At 41.0% G+C, this 18,817-nt stretch carries 13 protein-coding genes, 1 tRNA gene and 1 rRNA gene; 1 reads left to right on the top strand and 14 read right to left on the bottom strand.

Going from position 1 to position 18,817, the window contains the following annotated elements:
- Window positions 1–47: 47 nt before the first annotated feature.
- The 14 genes from RBL01_RS11755 to pth all read right to left on the bottom strand — a co-directional run bounded on the left by RBL01_RS11755 (window position 48) and on the right by pth (window position 17,460).
- Window positions 48–120, bottom strand: a tRNA-Ala gene (locus RBL01_RS11755).
- Window positions 121–196: 76 nt separating this feature from the next.
- A 16S ribosomal RNA gene (locus RBL01_RS11760) occupies window positions 197–1,756 on the bottom strand.
- Window positions 1,757–2,436: 680 nt separating this feature from the next.
- Window positions 2,437–3,933 (bottom strand): lysine--tRNA ligase, encoded by a 1,497-nt coding sequence (gene lysS, locus RBL01_RS11765; protein ID WP_002296055.1) that lies wholly within the window; start codon window positions 3,931–3,933, stop codon window positions 2,437–2,439.
- Window positions 3,934–4,043: 110 nt separating this feature from the next.
- Window positions 4,044–5,048 (bottom strand): tRNA dihydrouridine synthase DusB, encoded by a 1,005-nt coding sequence (gene dusB, locus RBL01_RS11770; RefSeq protein WP_002307694.1) that lies wholly within the window; start codon window positions 5,046–5,048, stop codon window positions 4,044–4,046.
- A complete protein-coding gene (gene hslO / locus RBL01_RS11775; RefSeq protein ID WP_002298174.1) occupies window positions 5,049–5,936 on the bottom strand; it encodes an Hsp33 family molecular chaperone HslO in 888 nt (295 codons plus the stop codon).
- A 216-nt stretch (window positions 5,937–6,152) separates the two neighbouring features.
- Window positions 6,153–8,264 carry an ATP-dependent zinc metalloprotease FtsH gene (gene ftsH / locus RBL01_RS11780; RefSeq protein WP_002287418.1) on the bottom strand — a complete coding sequence of 704 codons (2,112 nt, stop codon included), beginning with the start codon at window positions 8,262–8,264 and terminating at the stop codon, window positions 6,153–6,155.
- Between the two features lie 89 nt (window positions 8,265–8,353).
- The gene (hpt, locus tag RBL01_RS11785; protein ID WP_002287415.1) at window positions 8,354–8,899 is read right to left on the bottom strand and encodes a hypoxanthine phosphoribosyltransferase; all 546 of its coding nucleotides are present in this window, start codon (window positions 8,897–8,899) and stop codon (window positions 8,354–8,356) included.
- Window positions 8,899–10,344, bottom strand: a complete 1,446-nt coding sequence (gene tilS, locus RBL01_RS11790) for a tRNA lysidine(34) synthetase TilS (RefSeq protein ID WP_002377521.1) — start codon at window positions 10,342–10,344, stop codon at window positions 8,899–8,901. Before tilS ends, hpt begins: the two co-directional genes overlap by 1 nt.
- A gap of 119 nt (window positions 10,345–10,463) precedes the next feature.
- Window positions 10,464–10,934, bottom strand: coding sequence for a S1 domain-containing RNA-binding protein (locus RBL01_RS11795; protein WP_002287412.1), 471 nt, complete (start codon window positions 10,932–10,934; stop codon window positions 10,464–10,466).
- A 45-nt stretch (window positions 10,935–10,979) separates the two neighbouring features.
- Entirely contained in the window at window positions 10,980–11,405 is a 426-nt protein-coding gene (locus RBL01_RS11800; protein ID WP_002287409.1) for an FtsB family cell division protein, read from the bottom strand.
- A gap of 66 nt (window positions 11,406–11,471) precedes the next feature.
- Window positions 11,472–11,741, bottom strand: coding sequence for an RNA-binding S4 domain-containing protein (locus RBL01_RS11805; RefSeq protein ID WP_002318863.1), 270 nt, complete (start codon window positions 11,739–11,741; stop codon window positions 11,472–11,474).
- 10 nt (window positions 11,742–11,751) lie between these two features.
- Window positions 11,752–13,347 carry a polysaccharide biosynthesis protein gene (locus RBL01_RS11810; RefSeq protein ID WP_002298177.1) on the bottom strand — a complete coding sequence of 532 codons (1,596 nt, stop codon included), beginning with the start codon at window positions 13,345–13,347 and terminating at the stop codon, window positions 11,752–11,754.
- 14 nt (window positions 13,348–13,361) lie between these two features.
- The gene (mfd, locus tag RBL01_RS11815) at window positions 13,362–16,883 is read right to left on the bottom strand and encodes a transcription-repair coupling factor (RefSeq protein ID WP_002318862.1); all 3,522 of its coding nucleotides are present in this window, start codon (window positions 16,881–16,883) and stop codon (window positions 13,362–13,364) included.
- 16 nt (window positions 16,884–16,899) lie between these two features.
- Window positions 16,900–17,460 carry an aminoacyl-tRNA hydrolase gene (pth, locus tag RBL01_RS11820; RefSeq protein ID WP_002287401.1) on the bottom strand — a complete coding sequence of 187 codons (561 nt, stop codon included), beginning with the start codon at window positions 17,458–17,460 and terminating at the stop codon, window positions 16,900–16,902.
- A gap of 352 nt (window positions 17,461–17,812) precedes the next feature.
- Here pth and RBL01_RS11825 point away from each other — a divergent pair, with 352 nt between their 5' ends.
- Window positions 17,813–18,787, top strand: coding sequence for an L-lactate dehydrogenase (locus RBL01_RS11825; protein ID WP_002287399.1), 975 nt, complete (start codon window positions 17,813–17,815; stop codon window positions 18,785–18,787).
- The last annotated feature ends 30 nt before the right edge of the window (window positions 18,788–18,817 follow it).

Below are 18,817 nucleotides of genomic sequence, written 5' to 3' on the forward strand. Positions count from 1 at the left end.
CAAATATCCAGTTTTCAATGAACAAATTTAACAACTAATGTTGTTAATGGAGCCTAGCGGGATCGAACCGCTGACCTCCTGCGTGCAAAGCAGGCGCTCTCCCAGCTGAGCTAAGGCCCCGTTTTAAATTGAGAGTAAACCTCTCAAAACTGAACAAAGTAAAAACAAATTGTGTAGTCTCCGTAATATTCCTTAGAAAGGAGGTGATCCAGCCGCACCTTCCGATACGGCTACCTTGTTACGACTTCACCCCAATCATCTATCCCACCTTAGGCGGCTGGCTCCAAAAGGTTACCTCACCGACTTCGGGTGTTACAAACTCTCGTGGTGTGACGGGCGGTGTGTACAAGGCCCGGGAACGTATTCACCGCGGCGTGCTGATCCGCGATTACTAGCGATTCCGGCTTCATGCAGGCGAGTTGCAGCCTGCAATCCGAACTGAGAGAAGCTTTAAGAGATTAGCTTAGCCTCGCGACTTCGCAACTCGTTGTACTTCCCATTGTAGCACGTGTGTAGCCCAGGTCATAAGGGGCATGATGATTTGACGTCATCCCCACCTTCCTCCGGTTTGTCACCGGCAGTCTTGCTAGAGTGCCCAACTGAATGATGGCAACTAACAATAAGGGTTGCGCTCGTTGCGGGACTTAACCCAACATCTCACGACACGAGCTGACGACAACCATGCACCACCTGTCACTTTGCCCCCGAAGGGGAAGCTCTATCTCTAGAGTGATCAAAGGATGTCAAGACCTGGTAAGGTTCTTCGCGTTGCTTCGAATTAAACCACATGCTCCACCGCTTGTGCGGGCCCCCGTCAATTCCTTTGAGTTTCAACCTTGCGGTCGTACTCCCCAGGCGGAGTGCTTAATGCGTTAGCTGCAGCACTGAAGGGCGGAAACCCTCCAACACTTAGCACTCATCGTTTACGGCGTGGACTACCAGGGTATCTAATCCTGTTTGCTCCCCACGCTTTCGAGCCTCAGCGTCAGTTACAGACCAGAGAGCCGCCTTCGCCACTGGTGTTCCTCCATATATCTACGCATTTCACCGCTACACATGGAATTCCACTCTCCTCTTCTGCACTCAAGTCTCCCAGTTTCCAATGACCCTCCCCGGTTGAGCCGGGGGCTTTCACATCAGACTTAAGAAACCGCCTGCGCTCGCTTTACGCCCAATAAATCCGGACAACGCTTGCCACCTACGTATTACCGCGGCTGCTGGCACGTAGTTAGCCGTGGCTTTCTGGTTAGATACCGTCAAGGGATGAACAGTTACTCTCATCCTTGTTCTTCTCTAACAACAGAGTTTTACGATCCGAAAACCTTCTTCACTCACGCGGCGTTGCTCGGTCAGACTTTCGTCCATTGCCGAAGATTCCCTACTGCTGCCTCCCGTAGGAGTTTGGGCCGTGTCTCAGTCCCAATGTGGCCGATCACCCTCTCAGGTCGGCTATGCATCGTGGCCTTGGTGAGCCGTTACCTCACCAACTAGCTAATGCACCGCGGGTCCATCCATCAGCGACACCCGAAAGCGCCTTTCAAATCAAAACCATGCGGTTTTGATTGTTATACGGTATTAGCACCTGTTTCCAAGTGTTATCCCCTTCTGATGGGCAGGTTACCCACGTGTTACTCACCCGTTCGCCACTCTTCTTTTTCCGGTGGAGCAAGCTCCGGTGGAAAAAGAAGCGTTCGACTTGCATGTATTAGGCACGCCGCCAGCGTTCGTCCTGAGCCAGGATCAAACTCTCATAAAAAGTTCGAACAATCTTGCGATTGTTAAGCTCAATTTGTTTGCTAGCATATTGCTTGCTTGTTAAAAATGTTTGTTGTCTTGAATTGAATCAAGACGCCCTACACATTTGGTTTGTCTTACTTTGTTCAGTTTTCAAAGGTCTACTTCATCGAGAGTGTTTCCCGATTCATTTTTGGCTGCCGTAGCAACTTTTATATCATATCAGAGAGACAAACGATTGTCAACTCTTTTTTAAAAGTTTTTTTCGATTTCGTTTTTCGAAATCTTTCAGCAACTCATTTATCATAACTTATCGTTTGTTATTTGTCAAGAACTTTTTTGAAGTTTTTTTCGATAGAATCAAGCTTCGCAAGTGGTTCTTTTTTAACGACTCAGTTATCTTATCATGTCGTTAGTAACATGTCAATAACTTTTTTGTTATGTTTTTGAATAAATATTTTCTTCTGTCTTTTGGACAAGTAATAATATACCAACTAAATTTAGCTTGGTCAACGAATTTTTTGTATTTTTTCAAGTTTTTTTCAATAAACGATTATTCATAACTTTTCTTTCTTTATCGTTCGTTTTCGTCTTCTTTAATGTCTAGAATAGTCGGCATTAGCTTTTGAACTTTCGTTATTATTTATTCCTTTCTACACAGCAAAAGCTGCCTAAGGAATTCCTTAGACAGCTTTTATTCGATTATCTCATTGTTGGGAATAGCAAAACATCCCGAATTGATTGTGCATCAGTTAGCAACATTACTAATCTGTCGATCCCGATACCTAGACCACCAGTTGGCGGCATACCGTATTCTAAGGCTTCCAAGAAGTCTTCGTCTACACCGTGAGCTTCGTCATTTCCTAGTTCACGTTCTTTTTCTTGCGCTTCGAATCTTTCTCTTTGATCAATTGGATCGTTCAGTTCTGTAAAGGCATTAGCAAATTCACGCCCCACGATGAATAGTTCGAATCGATCTGTGAATCGAGGATCTTCTGGATTTTTCTTCGCTAAAGGCGAAACTTCGACTGGATGTCCGTATACAAACGTCGGTTGTGTCAATGTTTCTTCAACAAATGTTTCAAAGAATTCATTGATAACATGTCCGACACCCATAGCTTCGGTTACTTCTACATTGTGTTTTTCGGCTAAAGCTAATGCTTCTTCCAATGTCATTTCTTGCCAGAAGTCTACACCAGTTTGTTCTTTGATTGCATCTACCATATGGATGCGTTTAAAGTCACTTTCTAAGTCGACAGCTTGTCCATCATATGTGATTTTTGCTGTTCCTAGTACTTTTTCAGCTGCGTTACGGATAATACCTTCTGTCAGATTCATTACATCATTGAAATCAGTATATGCTGTGTATGCTTCTAACATCGTAAATTCTGGATTATGTGTAGTATCAATTCCTTCATTACGGAAAACGCGGCCGATTTCATAAACTTTTTCCATTCCGCCAACAATTAGTCGTTTTAAATGAAGTTCTAGCGCAATACGCAAATATAAATCAATGTCCAGTGCATTATGATGCGTGATAAATGGGCGTGCGGCAGCTCCACCTGCCTCATTGTGCAATACTGGTGTTTCTACTTCAATATAGCCATTGCCATCTAAATAGCGACGGATTTCGCTGATAATTTGGCTTCGTTTCATAAATCGGTCAAAGCTTTCGCGATTACTGATTAAATCCAAGTAGCGTTGTCTGTAGCGTTGTTCAATATTCGTTAAGCCATGGTATTTATCTGGCAGTGGACGAAGTGCTTTTGACAAAATCGTGATTTCTGAAGCTTTGATAGAAACTTCGCCTGTGTCTGTTTTCATGATTTGTCCAGTTACACCAAAGAAATCTCCAAGGTCTGCATGTTTGAATACTTCATAGGCCTCATCACCTACTTGGTCTTTTCTTACATAAATTTGAATTTGGCCTTCACGATCTTGTAGATGCGCAAATCCAGCTTTCCCTTTTCCTCGGCGAGTCATCATACGACCAGCTACACTAGCGGTCAATCCCATTTCTGCTAGTTCTTCTTTTGTTCTTGGATCAAATAGTTCATGCAATTCTTCTGAGTTGTGCGTGCGTTCAAATCGTTTTCCAAATGGATCGATTCCATCTTCACGCAATTGTTCCATTTTTTGACGACGTACAAGCATTTGATCATTTAAATCTTCTACTTGATGTTGTTGTTCCTGTGTCACAAAAGTTCCTCCATTCTCATGTTAATCTCTTTCCTATAATGCCAATGAAACACAAAAAAAGCAAGCCGAACTTGGAATTTCGGCTTGAAAATTCACGAAAAACTTAGAAATCACAACGTTTGTTTCAATAGTACTTTTTCCGCTTTTTCTACAAATTGATCCAGCAGGTCATTGATTTCTTGCTGTTTTTCTGTCTGATTGATTGCTACTTTCACTTTCGCTGCTCGAGGAATCCCTTTTAAATAATAAGCCGCATGTGTTCTGAATTCTCTACAAGCTACTTTTTCTCCTTTGAGATCTGCTAAGCGTTGTAAATGAAGTTTAGCTGTAGCAATTTTTTCGGCTGGTGTTGGTTCAGGAATCAGTTCTCCTGTTTCGAGATAATGCTGTGTGCGGTGAATCATCCATGGATTGCCCAGCGCTGCACGACCAATCATCACACCGTCTGCACCGACATAGTCAAGCATCCGTTTTGCATCTTCTGGCGTTTTGACATCCCCGTTCCCCATAAATGGGATCGTCAAATGTTTTTTCACTTCTTTCAATACTTCCCAGTCCGCTTTTCCTTCATACATCTGAACCCGTGTACGTCCATGCATAGCGATGGCACTTGCTCCAGCTGATTGTGCTGCTAATGCATTTTCTACAGCAAAGACGTGCTCTTCATCCCAACCAATACGCATCTTGACTGTTACTGGGATATCTACTGCTGAAGAAACAGCTTGGACCATTTCGTATACTTTCTCAGGATCTAAAAGCCATTTTGCTCCTGCTTCTGCTTTGATCACTTTATTTACTGGACAGCCCATATTGATATCTATTATATCGGCAGCTGTGTTTTCTTCGACAAATTGAGCAGCTTCAACTAGACTATCTTTATTTCCGCCAAATATCTGTAAACTTAATGGATGTTCTGTTTCTTCAATGTGGAGCATCTCTAAAGTTTTTTTGTTTCTGAAATGAATACCTTGGTCACTGATCATTTCACATACGACTAAGCCTGCACCAAATTCTTTGACAGTGACTCGAAATGCTGAATTTGTTATTCCAGCCATCGGTGCAACAACGACACGATTAGGGATTTCCACATTGCCGATTTTCCATGTGTGTTCCACTTAAATCCCTCCTAAGGCTTCTTTCTTCAATCCAGCTAATTCTTCTTCACTATACTTGTATTTGTTATTACAGAAAGAACAAACCGCTTCTGCACCGTGATCTTCGTCTATCATTGCTTGGATTTCTTCTGCACCTAACGCGATAATTGCTTCTGCAAATTTTTCTTTTGAACAGTCACATTTGAATTGAACAGGCATTTTTTCCAAAATGTTCAATTCTTCTGTACCAAGCAATCCTTTCAATATTTCTTCTGGTGTCTGTCCTTCATCTAAGAGGGTAGAGATTCTTGGTGTCGTTTTTAATTGTTCTTCGATCTTGCTGATTGTTTCTTCATCGGCACCTGGCATGATTTGGATCATGAATCCTCCCGCCGTCTTGATGCTGTCGTCAGTATTGACCAATACACTCAGTCCAACAGCTGAAGGGATTTGTTCTGAGATAGCAAGATAGTAAGTAAAATCTTCAGCGATTTCTCCAGAAACAATCGGCGTTTGCCCAGAAAAAGGTTCTTTTAATCCTAAGTCTTTTGTGACAGTAAACATTCCTTGTGTTCCAACTGCTCCCCGCACATCGATTTTACCTTCACTATTTAGAGGAAGACTGAGATGCGGATTTTTGATGTAACCTTTCACATCTCCCTTTCCATTTGCATCTACTACAATTCCTGTTGCTGGACCATCGCCTTGGATTCGAACAGTTAGTTTGTCTTCTCCTTTGAGCGTCGCACCAAGTAGCAGACTACCGACCAATGTCCGTCCCAAAGCAGCTGAGGAGGTGTGCCAAGTATCATGACGTCTTTGTGCCTCCGCTACGGTATTTGTTGCTTGAACGGCGTATGCTCGGACGAATCCGTCGTGAGCAAGTGCCTTAACCAAATAATCTTTCATTTGTTATGTACTCCTTTTTCCGTTTTTAAACTCATAGTGAATCATACTAGCAACTACTGCTTTTTTCAACTTTGGAATGCTTCTTTTAAAAATAATTCAGAATCATCTAGAAAACAGGACATCACCCTATTTACAACTTAAATAAAGAAATCTCCCGAAAACCGGTTTTTGTTCCGGTTTTCGGGAGTCATATCAGATCAATTGACCTATATTTTTTTATTTGTATTGATCGTCTGAATGATTATCTTCTGATTGTTGAGAATCTGAATCATGTTCTGCTTTATTTTCCTCATTCAGTTCATGTTTTGCTTCTTCAAAATCACGTTTTTCTTCCGCTTGTTTTTCAGCGTCTTTTTCTTCCAAAGCACGTTTTGCTTCTTCAAAAGTTTTCGCTTCTTTTTCGCTTGGATAATCATTTGACTCAGTACCTTCAGGCATCACACCGTGTTCAAACAATGACTTGATTGCTTTGGCATCCAACGTTTCGAATTCCAAAAGTTTTTCAGCAATCAGTTTATGCTGTGCACGATGAGCTTCGATGATTTCTCGAGCTTTATCATGAGCTTCCATCAAGATTTTTCGTACTTCTTGATCAATCTCGAAAGCGACTTGTTCAGAGTAAGCTTTTGTTTGACCATAGTCGCGGCCAACAAACACTTGATGGTTTCCTTCATATTGAACAGGACCTAAACGATCACTCATTCCATATTCTGTTACCATGCTTCGTGCTAGAGCTGTCGCTTGCTCAAAGTCATTGGAAGCACCAGTTGATTGGACATTGAAGATGATTTCTTCAGCTGTACGTCCACCAAGTAAGCCTACGATTTGTTCAAACATATCTTCTTTCGTCATCAAGAACTGATCTTCTTTTGGTAAAGCGATCATATATCCGCCGGCGCGTCCGCGAGGGATGATCGTTACTTTGTGGACGACCCGAGCGCGACTCAATACTAATCCGACAATCGTATGACCAGCTTCGTGATAAGCAACCATTTCGCGTTCTTTTTTGCTGATTACGCGATCTTTTTTAGCTGGACCTGCAATCACGCGATCTTCCGCTTCATCGATATCAGAAGCATCGATTTTCTTTTTATTTCTTCTAGCAGCTACTAACGCTGCTTCATTCAAGACATTTTCTAAATCTGCTCCGGCAAAACCTGGTGTCTGTTGAGCCACAACTTTCAAGTCAACGTCATCTGCCATCGGTTTATTCCGTGCATGGACTCGCAAGATTGCTTCACGACCTTTTACATCTGGACGTCCAACTAAAATCTGGCGGTCAAAACGGCCTGGACGTAGTAACGCTGGGTCTAGTACATCAGAACGGTTGGTTGCAGCAATGACGATTACTCCTTCATTTCCGTCGAAGCCATCCATTTCTACAAGCAATTGGTTCAATGTTTGTTCGCGTTCATCATGTCCGCCGCCCATACCGGCACCACGTTGACGACCTACCGCATCAATTTCATCAATGAAAATGATAGCTGGTGCGTTTTTCTTCGCTGTTTCAAACAAATCACGAACACGACTTGCTCCAACACCGACAAACATTTCTACGAAATCAGAACCCGAAATCGAGTAAAACGGTACTCCAGCTTCTCCGGCAACAGCTTTTGCTAATAAGGTTTTACCTGTTCCTGGAGGTCCTTCTAAAAGTACACCTGCCGGGATACGGGCACCTAATTCAACAAATCGGCGAGGATCTTTCAGAAATTCAACAACTTCAACTAGTTCTTGTTTTTCTTCTTCCGCACCCGCTACATCAGAAAAACGTACGCGATTAGCTTTTTTGTCTGCTTCTTTGGCTTTTGATTTACCAAAGTTCATGACACGGCCGCCACCGCCACCGCCGCCGCCTTGTTGTCCCATCATCATGTAAAAGAAAAAGATGATGATTACGATTGGCAAGAAGCTAAGCAATAGGGAAACCCATATACCGCTGCTTGATTCTTCTTTTACTGTTGTAGCAACTTTGTTTTCTTTTGCCAGTTCTGTTACTTGGCTCAATGTTGTATCATTTGGCAAAATGATTGTTGTGAAATGGGTAGTAGTCGTATCTGTTGAACCTAAGATAGCTAACCCACCGCTGTTAGCGACGGTCTGCTGTTCTTTGTATTCACCAGTGATCTTATATACACCATTTGCAGGCTGCACTTCAAATTCTTTGATCTTGCCTGCTTGTAGTTGTTCTGTGAATTTTGAGTACTCGATATCTGACGATCGCTGGCCGTTATTACCAAAAATAAAATAAACGACCATTACCATCGCTAAGATTACGAGGACATAATACAAGGCATTTTTCATCATGCCGTTGTTCTTTTTGTTCATAGTTGCCCTCCCTAAGCGTCAATTTAATTTAACAGTTTTTTATCAATCCTGACCATTCTATTGTACCATAATTTAATTGAGATACAGCATTAATTTGATTGATAAACACTAGGTTTCAATACACCGATGTACGGTAGGTTACGATATGCTTCTGCATAATCCAAGCCATAACCGACCACAAATTCATTTGGTACGTTGAAGCCAACATAATCTGCTTCGATATTTACTACTCTTCCTTCAGGTTTGTCAAGTAGTGTAACAATTTTGACTGATTTTGCTTTGCGGTATTTGAAAAGATCCACTAAATAAGCAAGTGTTCTTCCGCTGTCAATGATATCTTCAACGATCAACAGATCGCGACCTTCTACATTCGTATCTAAGTCTTTGACGATTTTTACTTCCCCTGACGAGACTGTTGCATTCCCGTAGCTTGAAACATCCATGAAATCCAATTCCAAATACGTATCGATAGAACGAACGATATCTGCCATGAATGGTACCGCTCCTTTTAAGACACCTACTACTAGGGGATTGGTGTTTTGGTAAATTTCTGTTAACTCTTTGCCTAGTTCTTTGCAACGAACTTGTATCTCTTCTTGTGAGATCAAAATTCTCTCAATATCCTTTTCCAACATCAGGTTCTCCTTCCAATTGCTTCTTTTTGATATTTGTAAAGAAGTATGTAGTGTATTTTATCAGTTTCTTCACGAATACTCAAATATGAAAAGGCAAAAGGTATCAAGCTATATATATTTCTTTTGGCATCTGTAATGATCCAAGCATGCTGCCTTTGTGAATTAGGTACTTTCTGATCGATAAAATATCTAGATACTTTTTTTGTGAGATTCTCTGTTAATTTAATGCGGTCTCCTGCTTTTCTTTTTTCGACATACAGTTGCACATCAGCAGGAATCCAAATGTCATGAGAAAATAGAGACCATGAATCTGTTGCTTTGATGTCCCCTGCATTTTCAGGTTTGACCAGACCAATCCATTCTGTTTCATTCAAATATATTCCTTGTTCTGGAATCAGCAACAAGCGCTGGTCTTCTGTCTGGCTAGTTGCTTGTTTTTCTTTTTTAGCGAGTACAACAAAATGATACTCTCTTTTCAGTATCCAATTATTGCCAATACTGAGTTGCCATTGGCTTTTTTTCTGTTGCCACTGGTCTAAAATCGACTCCATTTGTTGTTCTTTCAAAATAATCCCTGTTTTTGAGAATGCTTTGTCGAAAAAGGAGTAAAAAAAATAGTATCGTTCAGCATCTGTCATTTCTTCAATCATTTCTGCAGAAAATCGAAATTGTTCCTCCCACTGTTCGACTTCCTTTTCGATCAACTGTCCCATATATTTTTGAATGACTTGGTCTGCCCATTGGATCTGTTGCGAAAATTGCTGGAAATGTCTCAACGCCTGTGTATTTTCTTGTTTCAATTGAGGAACTACCAAATGACGAAGCCGATTTCTCTGGACATCTAACAATTGGTTTGTCTGATCCTCAAAGTAAACAAGCTGCGATTCCGCTGCATAAGTATATAGGTCTTCTTTGCTAAAACTCAGCAACGGACGAACCAGTCTGCCAGCAGCAAATGGTTGCACTTCTTTGATTCCAGAAAAAGTATTTAACTGTCCCCCACGAACGATTTTCATTAACACCGTCTCGATTTGATCATCTCCGTGATGAGCAGTCATCAATGTGTCATATTGTCCTTCTTCCATCACGCGAGTGAATTCTTGATAACGAAAGTTACGAGCTTCTGTTTCTATGGCGGATTTGGCTGGATCTTCCCAAATACTTACATATAAAGGGAGATTTTTCTCTTCACAATATGAGCGAAGATAGGCAGCTTCTTCTGCTGATTCTTCTCTTAATTGGTGATTGATGTGGACGATACCTAAAGAAAAACCGATTTGGCGTTGCACTTGTAAAAGTAAATGGAGCAAAACCATCGAATCAACACCACCTGATACCGCTGCTAAAATTCTCGATCCTTGTTGCCAGAATCCTTGTTCATTCCCGTGCCGAATAAATGACTGCTGTAATAGCGGTGCTTTTTTCCCGCCTTTTTCAACGTTCATCCTTTCCACACCCTTTCTTCCTAAAAAAAAGAGAGCGGGAAAACGTCTAAAACGACAATTAACCTGCCCTCTGTTGATACTATGACCCAAATAGTCGCACTATCCTTATTTGCGGCTTTTTAGCTGCGGCGTCCGCCACGGCCACCGCGCTTTCCTTCTGTGTTTCGCTTCAATGAAGATAAGCGGTCATCGCTATCTTTCAAAAATGAACTCATCAATGAATCGAAGTCTTCTTTTTGAGCTGAAGGTTGACTGCGAGAAAAAGATTTTTTCTGTGCTGGACGATTTCTGTTGTCACGGGGATCTTTTTGTTGATATTTTTTAGGACGGCTTTCTTCTCCAGATTCAGCAGGTTGTTCCTGCGCTTTCCGGATAGATAGTCCGATTTTTCCATCATCATTTACTGAAATAACTTTGACTGTTACTTCATCTCCTACACTTAAAACATCATGGATGTCTTTTACATAGCCATTTGACACTTCGCTAATATGAACTAGACCCGTTTTTCCAGCACCTAGATCAATAAACGCACCAAAATTTGTGATTCCTGATACTTTTCCTTGCAGTTTTGCTCCTACCTCGATTGACATAAAAAAAATGTTCCTCCTAATTATTTCCCTTTTTTATATTCCTGCTTATTTTGCAGTTGTAGAACTAGTTGATTGATCTGTTTCATTTGTCGAGCTGTCTGTATTTGATTCTAATATAGGATAAACTTTTTCACCGTCTTTTGAGTAAAAGAATTTGCTTCTGGCAAGTTTAGCTACATACTCATCATCTTTCAGCAATGAAACATCTTGGTGCAGCTGATCAACGTCTGCGTTGACTTCTTTCATTTCAGTATTTGCTTCGACTCTCAATTCGTTCAATTGATGCATCCTTTGCATGTCATGGAAAATCTGCACACCTATTATCGCGAAAATGACCAAAGCACCAACAAAAATTGCAGCCAGTCTGCGTCTTCGAAAAATCAGTTGACGTTGTTGTTGCTGAAATTCAGCATACTTTTTCTTTGCATATTCCGTATCTAGCGCAGCGATTTTATTGCTTTTTTTCGTCACTTGGATTCGCTCCAATCTTTTTGATTGTCTTTTTCATTATACCAATATCGTGAAAGCTTGTCTAATCTATTTCTTTAGTGTTTCTGTGCGATTTTCAGAAATAATTTCGTACATTTTTTGTGCATCTTCTTTTTTGGTTGATTCATGTAATTCCGTGATTTTCACTTCCAACGTTTTGTTGCCGAACTGGACTTTCAAAATATCGCCTACTTTGACATCACTGGAAGATTTCGCCAATTTACCGTTGATTTGAATTCTTCCTTTATCAGCTACTTCTTTTGCTACTGATCGTCTTTTGATGATTCGGGAAATTTTTAAAAATTTATCTAATCGCATATCTTATTCCTCACTTTTTAATTTTTTTATTTAATCGCAGGATTTTCTTACCAAAAGGCAACATTAGCCATTCTCGTACTGTAAACAGACGAAGACGGATCACTGTATAAATGAACACAGAAGCCCCGATCCCAACTCCTATCACGCTGACAAAAAAAGCAGTGGAACGATGAGTTACAGGACCAAACACTATATTCAATACACCATAATACAGCAGCAGTACTACTGCCATACAAAGAAGGCTGATCATCAACTTCCGTCCAAAATGCCGTTCTTTCCAAAAAGCATTTAGCTCTTTTGTTTCAATTCGAACAAAATACCAAAGCGTCACACCTAATCCTAAAAGGGTAGACAGGCTTGCACCTGCTGTTCCTAATAAACCGGTCAGAAAAGAAGTAGTCAATCCTTTTACCAATAGTCCCCATCCTGCGCCTTTTAAAGAAGGGCGAAACGAGTTCTTGCTTTGAGCAATACTTTGATAAGCTTGGATGACTGCAGTGAAAGCAATGGAAAAAACAAACAATACAAGCGCTGCATTTCCCGCATAATCTTTAAACAACGCATAATTGATATAAGGGAGCAGCAAGGCTAATCCCAAAGACGCAGCTAATGCTAAAGCGGTCGTCAATCTAAGATAGATTTTGGCTGTCTGTAAAAACTGACGATAGATCCGGTTGGTCAAATGACGAGTCAACGCAGGCAGGAATGTCGCACTTAATGCAGTGGCAATCACTAAACCTAATTGTACTAAAGGCTGACCTCGATCATAGACCCCTTTTGCTATCTTCGCACCGTATTCTGACAGTCCGTAAACTTCCAAAGCATTTTTTACAAAGAAAGAGTCGATCAGCTGGAAAAAGATAAGCAATCCACTATAAATCGAAACCAGTCCGCCTTCTACCAGAAAACGCCGGATCAAGGGCTTTGACGGCTGTTTGAACAATGGAAACCGTCGGAAGCTTAACGCTCCTCCATGAATCTTTTGTTCATAGTAGTGAAGGATCCCATATGCGCATAAACCGCCAAAAACAGCTCCACTCATTGCTGCCGTCCCTGTTTGGTACACCGTCCATCCAAGCTTTCTAAAAGCAAACGCACTACAGACAATCACAAAAACACGAACGAACTGCTCAACTACTTGAGAAACAGCAGTTGGTTCCATCAAGAATCTTCCTTGGAAATTCCCTCGATAAAAAGATAGACCAGGCATCAGCAAAAAGGTAAAGGAAACTACTTGGATCAGCGGTTTCAATTGTATGTCTCCCATCATCCAAGCAATCCAGCTGCTAAATGCAAAGACAAACAACCACAAAAAGACACCTGTCCAAAATACTAAGGGATAAAGATTTTGCAAAGCTTGCTTTCGCTCGAAAGGATTCTTTCTTTCTGCAACGTACTTTGATATGAACTGCGGAAGACCGGATAAAGCTAAAGTCATTGCTATCCCATAAATTGGATAAACTTGCTGATAAACATAAAAACCTTCGTCGCCGACTAAGTTTTGGAGGGGAATTCGGTAAAGGGCACTTAATACTTTTGCTATGAAAGAAGCAATCGTCAATACAAATGCTCCTTGCATGACGCGCCGCATTTCTTTATGATCCAAATCATTGCTCCTTCCTACGCTGACAGATATTTTTGCTCACGCAACGCTTTGACAAACTTTTGGATTTCCTGAAGCCATACTGCTTCTTCCATTTGGTTGGGGATCGTCAAGCGTATCACCATCTGTTCTTTTTCAACGCCTAGACTGGCTTTTAGTTTTGTCGCTGTCAGTGCTTCGAATAACTGTTCCACACTATAGCGTTTTGTTCCAACTTTACTTAGAGTAAAGACTATATGCGCCTCCTGTTTCCTTATCGTTTCTAGGAGCGCTCGATCGCCATCCATTTTGATCTGCCCAATTGTCAAGAGATGTGCTACTTCTTCTGGATATTCTCCAAAACGGTCGAGCAGATCATCTTCTAGTTCATCTAGCATTTCTTGCGAATCAAGTTCACGAATTCGTTTATAGATCTCGATTTTCTGCCGTTGATCTGCCACGTATGTTTCAGGTAGATACGCATCGACACCGAGGTCGATCTCAACAGTGGTCTTCTCCACTTGACTATTCTTTCCTTGTTTACGAGAAACAGCTTCGCTTAGCATTTGAGAATACATATCGAAACCGACTGCATCAATAAATCCATGCTGCTGAGCACCTAAGAGATTACCTGCACCGCGAATGGAAAGATCCCGCATCGCAATCTTGAATCCAGATCCCAGTTCTGTAAAATCTTTGATTGCCTGAAGACGTTTTTCACTGACTTCGTTAAGGATCTTCTGCTGCTCATACATAAAGTAAGCATATGCGACACGGCTGCTTCTTCCTACCCGCCCTCGCAATTGGTATAACGTGGATAATCCCATATAATCAGCGTTCTCAACGAACAACGTATTTGCGTTCGGGATATCTACTCCTGTTTCAATGATGGTTGTAGTGACAAGAACATCATACTGACCTTCAATAAATTCAAAAAGCGTATTTTCTAATTGCGCCTCTGTCATTTGCCCATGAGCATAACCGATCCGTGCTTCCGGAACGAGTTCTTGGATTTCTTCTACTTTTTGTTCGATCGTTTCTACCCGATTATATAAATAGAATACTTGTCCACCTCGTCCCATTTCTCGATGGATTGCTTCGCGAATAGCCCCAGGATTTTTTTCCATAACATATGTTTGGATCGGATAACGATTCGCAGGCGGTGTTTCGATTACTGAAAGATCCCGCACGCCTAACATCGACATATGCAAAGTTCTCGGAATCGGTGTTGCAGTCAGAGTCAAAACATCCACTTGTGCACGTAACTGTTTCAATCGTTCCTTATGTTTTACACCAAAACGTTGTTCTTCGTCAATGATCAGTAGACCCAAATCGCTAAATTCAATATCTTTTGACAAAATTCGGTGGGTCCCTACAACAATATCAACTTGACCTGTACGCAGTTGTTCGATGGTTTCTTTTTGTTGCTTTCTTGTTCTGAAACGACTTAATAGCCCGATATTTACGGGGAAGCCTTCAAATCTTTCCAGCATCGTTTCATAGTGCTGCTGTGCCAAGATCGTTGTTGGAACTAAAAAGGCTACTTGTTTGCTTTCCTTTATCGCTTTAAAGGCCGCTCGAAGCGCTACTTCTGTTTTCCCATAACCAACATCACCTACGAGTAGTCGATCCATTGGTTTTTCTTTTTCCATATCCCGTTTGATCTCCGCTGCACTTCTCAACTGGTCATCAGTTTCAGAGTAGGGGAAGGCATTTTCGAATTCTTTTTGGTAGGCGTCATCAGGTCCAAAAGCATATCCTTTTTCTGACTCTCTTGCGGCATATAATTTGATTAGATCGTCAGCGATATCCTCGATTTTTGAAGAGACTTTTCGCTTGGTTTTCGCCCATTCACTTCCGCCTAGCTTATTGATGCGAGGCGCTTTGGCTTCAGAGGCGACATATTTTTGGATCAGGTTCAGTTGAGTAACAGGAATAAACAGTTTATCGTCGTTTTGGTACAAAATAGTCATATAGTCTTGGTGAACGCCATCTACTTCTAGCGTTTCCATCCCGATGTATTTCCCGATACCATGATTGGCATGGACAACGTAATCTCCTGCTTTTAATTCATTATAGCTTTTCAATCGCTCTGCGTTTGTTACTGTTTGACGTCTCGTTTGTTTTTTTGTTGTTTTTTGAAAAATTTCTTTTTCTGTGATAGCTACTATTTTTTCTTGAGGAAGTTCAAAACCAGCTTGCAAAGCTCCTTCAACTAATTGCACTTGTCCTCTGATCAATGCATTTTTTTCTGTTTCTACTACTAATATGTCTTCATCTCGAAGCATTTGTTCTGCTTTGCGTATCCTGTCCTTTGTCGGAATAAAAATCACAACAGTTTGCTTTTGCTTGCGCCAACGGTCCATTTCTGTTTTCAGCAATGGCATTTGTCCGAAGAACTGTTGCATCGTCCGATATTGAAAATTATGGATTGCTTGGAAGCGAAGATTTCCCATTCCTTTTTGAAAGAGCGAGAAAAAGGTTGTGGTGAACTTTTCCTTCTGCACGATTTTTTGTATATCTGCTGAAAATGTCTGCTCAGAAAACACCCGCAATTCGCTGATTTTTTGAGTCTGCCATTCTGCCGCTTCCCTTTCGATTTCCCGATTTGTTTCCATGATTCGCTGATAATCATCAACGACTAGTAAACTATTTGAAGGGAAATAATCCAAGATCGTCACAGATTCTTGGTAAAGAAGATCTGAGTAGAATTTTGCTTCTTCTGTCGGGACACCTGCTTGCCAGCTTGAAGTCAGCTGACCGAAGTAATCTTGCAAAAACTCGCGGTCTGCTTCTTCTGTGGTCGCAGCAAGCCGTTTTTCTAGCATTTTTTGCATTTGCTCTATTCCATGTTCTAGATCCTCTGGTCCGTAGACTTGTTCACTCGTTGGGGAAACCCAGATTTCTTCCGTTTTTTCGATTGAGCGTTGTGTTTCTGCTTCAAAATACCGCATAGAATCTATCTCTACATCAAATAGTTCTACACGAACAGGATAGGTTGTCGTTAACGGGTAAATATCGATAATGCTTCCTCGAATACTGAATTCTCCCGGTTTTGCGACCATCTCTTCTCGTACATAGCCCATCAAAGTCAATTGGCGAGGAAGATTTTCCACGTCTATCTCATCACCAATATGCCAATTCAATTGCGCCTGTAGCCAAGTTTTCTTATTCGGCAGTCGCTTGTGCAAAGATGCGACTGGCAACAAATAGATACCTGCTTTTTTTTCTTGAAGTGCGTTAAGCGTTGCGACTCTCTCGCCTCGCGCTTCTGGAGAAGAAAAGGCCATTTCAGCAGAAAGCACTTCATCCACTGGAAATAAATGGATCTGATCTTGCGGAATCACATGTTGCAGATCTTCTGCTAACTGATTCGCATAATACAAATTTGGCATCAGAATAATCATGTTTTTATTTGTTTTCTTAAACGCTCGAGCAAATAGAAGTGTTTTCGCTGAGCCCGCTAATCCTGTGATTAGTTGTCTAGGCATTTTTTCTTCTAAATTGCTGACCCATTCTTTTACTTGCGGATCTTTTCCGACTAATTGAATAATATCCATTCCTTTTCCTCCTTCCTCAATTGAATCGATTCATCGCATCCACGAACGAATGCCCTTCTATGAGATATTCGACTGCTTTAACAGATTGACACATGCTTTCTTCTATCAAAGGCTGATTTTCTTTGCTGAAAGGACTAAGCACATGCTGGACTACTGTTTTTTTCCCTTCTGGCCTGCCGATTCCCACCTTGATTCGATCAAAGACATTCGTATTCAAATGGGAAATAATACTTTTGATACCGTTATGCCCGCCGGCACTTCCCTTTTGACGGAGCCGGATTTTTCCCACTGCCAGATCCAAATCATCGTAGATTACGACTAATTCCTCTGGATAAATCCCAAAATAAGTCATTAGTGGGCCGACTGCACGACCAGATTCATTCATGAATGTTTGTGGTTTGACTAAAAGGATCTTTTCTCCATTATGAAAAAATTCGGCAACTTCTGCTTCGAACGGATTTTTTTTGAAAGTAGCTTGATGCTCGCGTGCAATTTTATCCACGACCATAAAGCCGATATTGTGTTTTGTATATTGGTATTTGGTACCTGGGTTTCCTAACCCGACGATCATTTTCATTTTTGTTTTCCACCTAATTCTAAAAAGCAGCACAAAAGGCTGGACTGCTAATTAGCGGTCCAGTCCATCGAGCTTTTTTCTTTTTTATACTTGCCAATGCATAGTATAACACAAAACAAGGCGTTTCGGCTAAAAGAGAATCGTTAATAAATGATAAAGAAATTAAAAATTTCTTCAAAGTTTAATGAAATAATTGATATATAAAAATAGTGAAATAACGCACATGTAAGCTTTTACATATAATACAACCTTGTTATCTGTTATATTTTATAGCCAAATAGCGTGACATGGGGCTTGAGAAATGTTAGCATAAGCATGGGAAAAAACAAATCAATGGAAGGATTGATACTAAATGACTGCAGCTGCAGAAAAAAAAGATCATCAAAAAGTTATTCTTGTTGGAGACGGCGCCGTAGGTTCTAGCTATGCCTTTGCTCTAGTTACTCAAAATATCGCTCAAGAAGTAGGTATCGTGGATATCAATACTGCTAAAACTGAAGGAGACGCAATTGACTTGTCTCACGCTTTGGCATTTACTTCACCTAAAAAAATCTATTCTGCTACTTACGCAGACGCACATGATGCTGACTTAGTTGTTATTACAGCTGGTGCACCACAAAAACCAGGTGAAACTCGTTTAGACTTAGTAAACAAAAACCTAAAAATCAACCGCGATGTTGTCACACAAATCGTTGAATCAGGATTTAACGGTATCTTTTTAGTTGCCGCTAACCCAGTAGATATTTTGACTTACTCAACTTGGAAATTCTCAGGTTTCCCTAAAGAACGCGTAATCGGTTCAGGTACCTCTCTTGACTCAGCTCGTTTCCGTCAAGCACTTGCGGAATTAGTTGACGTTGATGCACGTAACGTCCATGCTTACATCTTAGGTGAACACGGAGATTCAGAATTCCCAGTTTGGTCACATGCAAATGTTGCCGGCTTGCAAATCTATGAATGGGTAAAAAACAACCCAGAAATCGATGAAGAAGCTATGGTTAACCTATTCTTTGGCGTACGTGACGCTGCTTACACAATTATCGAGAAAAAAGGCGCTACTTTCTATGGTATCGCAGTAGCATTAGCACGTATCACTCGTGCCATCTTAGATGATGAAAATGCTGTTCTTCCTTTATCAGTATTCATGAATGGCGAATATGGATTGAACGACATCTACATTGGTGCACCTGCTGTTATCAACCGTCAAGGTATCCAAAAAGTAATCGAAATTCCTTTAAGTGACAGCGAGCAAGACCGTATGGCTGCTTCTGCTAAGCAATTAAAAGAAATTCTAGATGAAGCTTTTGCTAAACTAGACGCTGAATAATCTTTGAACATGACGGAAAACATCTATTCG

Source organism: Enterococcus sp. SB12, from assembly GCF_030910025.2.
Lineage (GTDB): Bacteria > Bacillota > Bacilli > Lactobacillales > Enterococcaceae > Enterococcus_B > Enterococcus_B faecium.

Excerpts from the sequence above, each read along its gene's own strand:
- tilS (WP_002377521.1), bottom strand. The coding sequence starts at position 10,344 with ATGAACGTTGAAAAAGGCGGGAAAAAAGCACCGCTATTACAGCAGTCA.
- pth (WP_002287401.1), bottom strand. The coding sequence starts at position 17,460 with ATGAAAATGATCGTCGGGTTAGGAAACCCAGGTACCAAATACCAATAT.
- hslO (WP_002298174.1), bottom strand. The coding sequence starts at position 5,936 with ATGAAAGATTATTTGGTTAAGGCACTTGCTCACGACGGATTCGTCCGA.
- RBL01_RS11795 (WP_002287412.1), bottom strand. The coding sequence starts at position 10,934 with ATGTCAATCGAGGTAGGAGCAAAACTGCAAGGAAAAGTATCAGGAATC.
- hpt (WP_002287415.1), bottom strand. The coding sequence starts at position 8,899 with ATGTTGGAAAAGGATATTGAGAGAATTTTGATCTCACAAGAAGAGATA.
- RBL01_RS11825 (WP_002287399.1), top strand. The coding sequence starts at position 17,813 with ATGACTGCAGCTGCAGAAAAAAAAGATCATCAAAAAGTTATTCTTGTT.
- RBL01_RS11805 (WP_002318863.1), bottom strand. The coding sequence starts at position 11,741 with ATGCGATTAGATAAATTTTTAAAAATTTCCCGAATCATCAAAAGACGA.
- ftsH (WP_002287418.1), bottom strand. The coding sequence starts at position 8,264 with ATGAACAAAAAGAACAACGGCATGATGAAAAATGCCTTGTATTATGTC.
- mfd (WP_002318862.1), bottom strand. The coding sequence starts at position 16,883 with ATGGATATTATTCAATTAGTCGGAAAAGATCCGCAAGTAAAAGAATGG.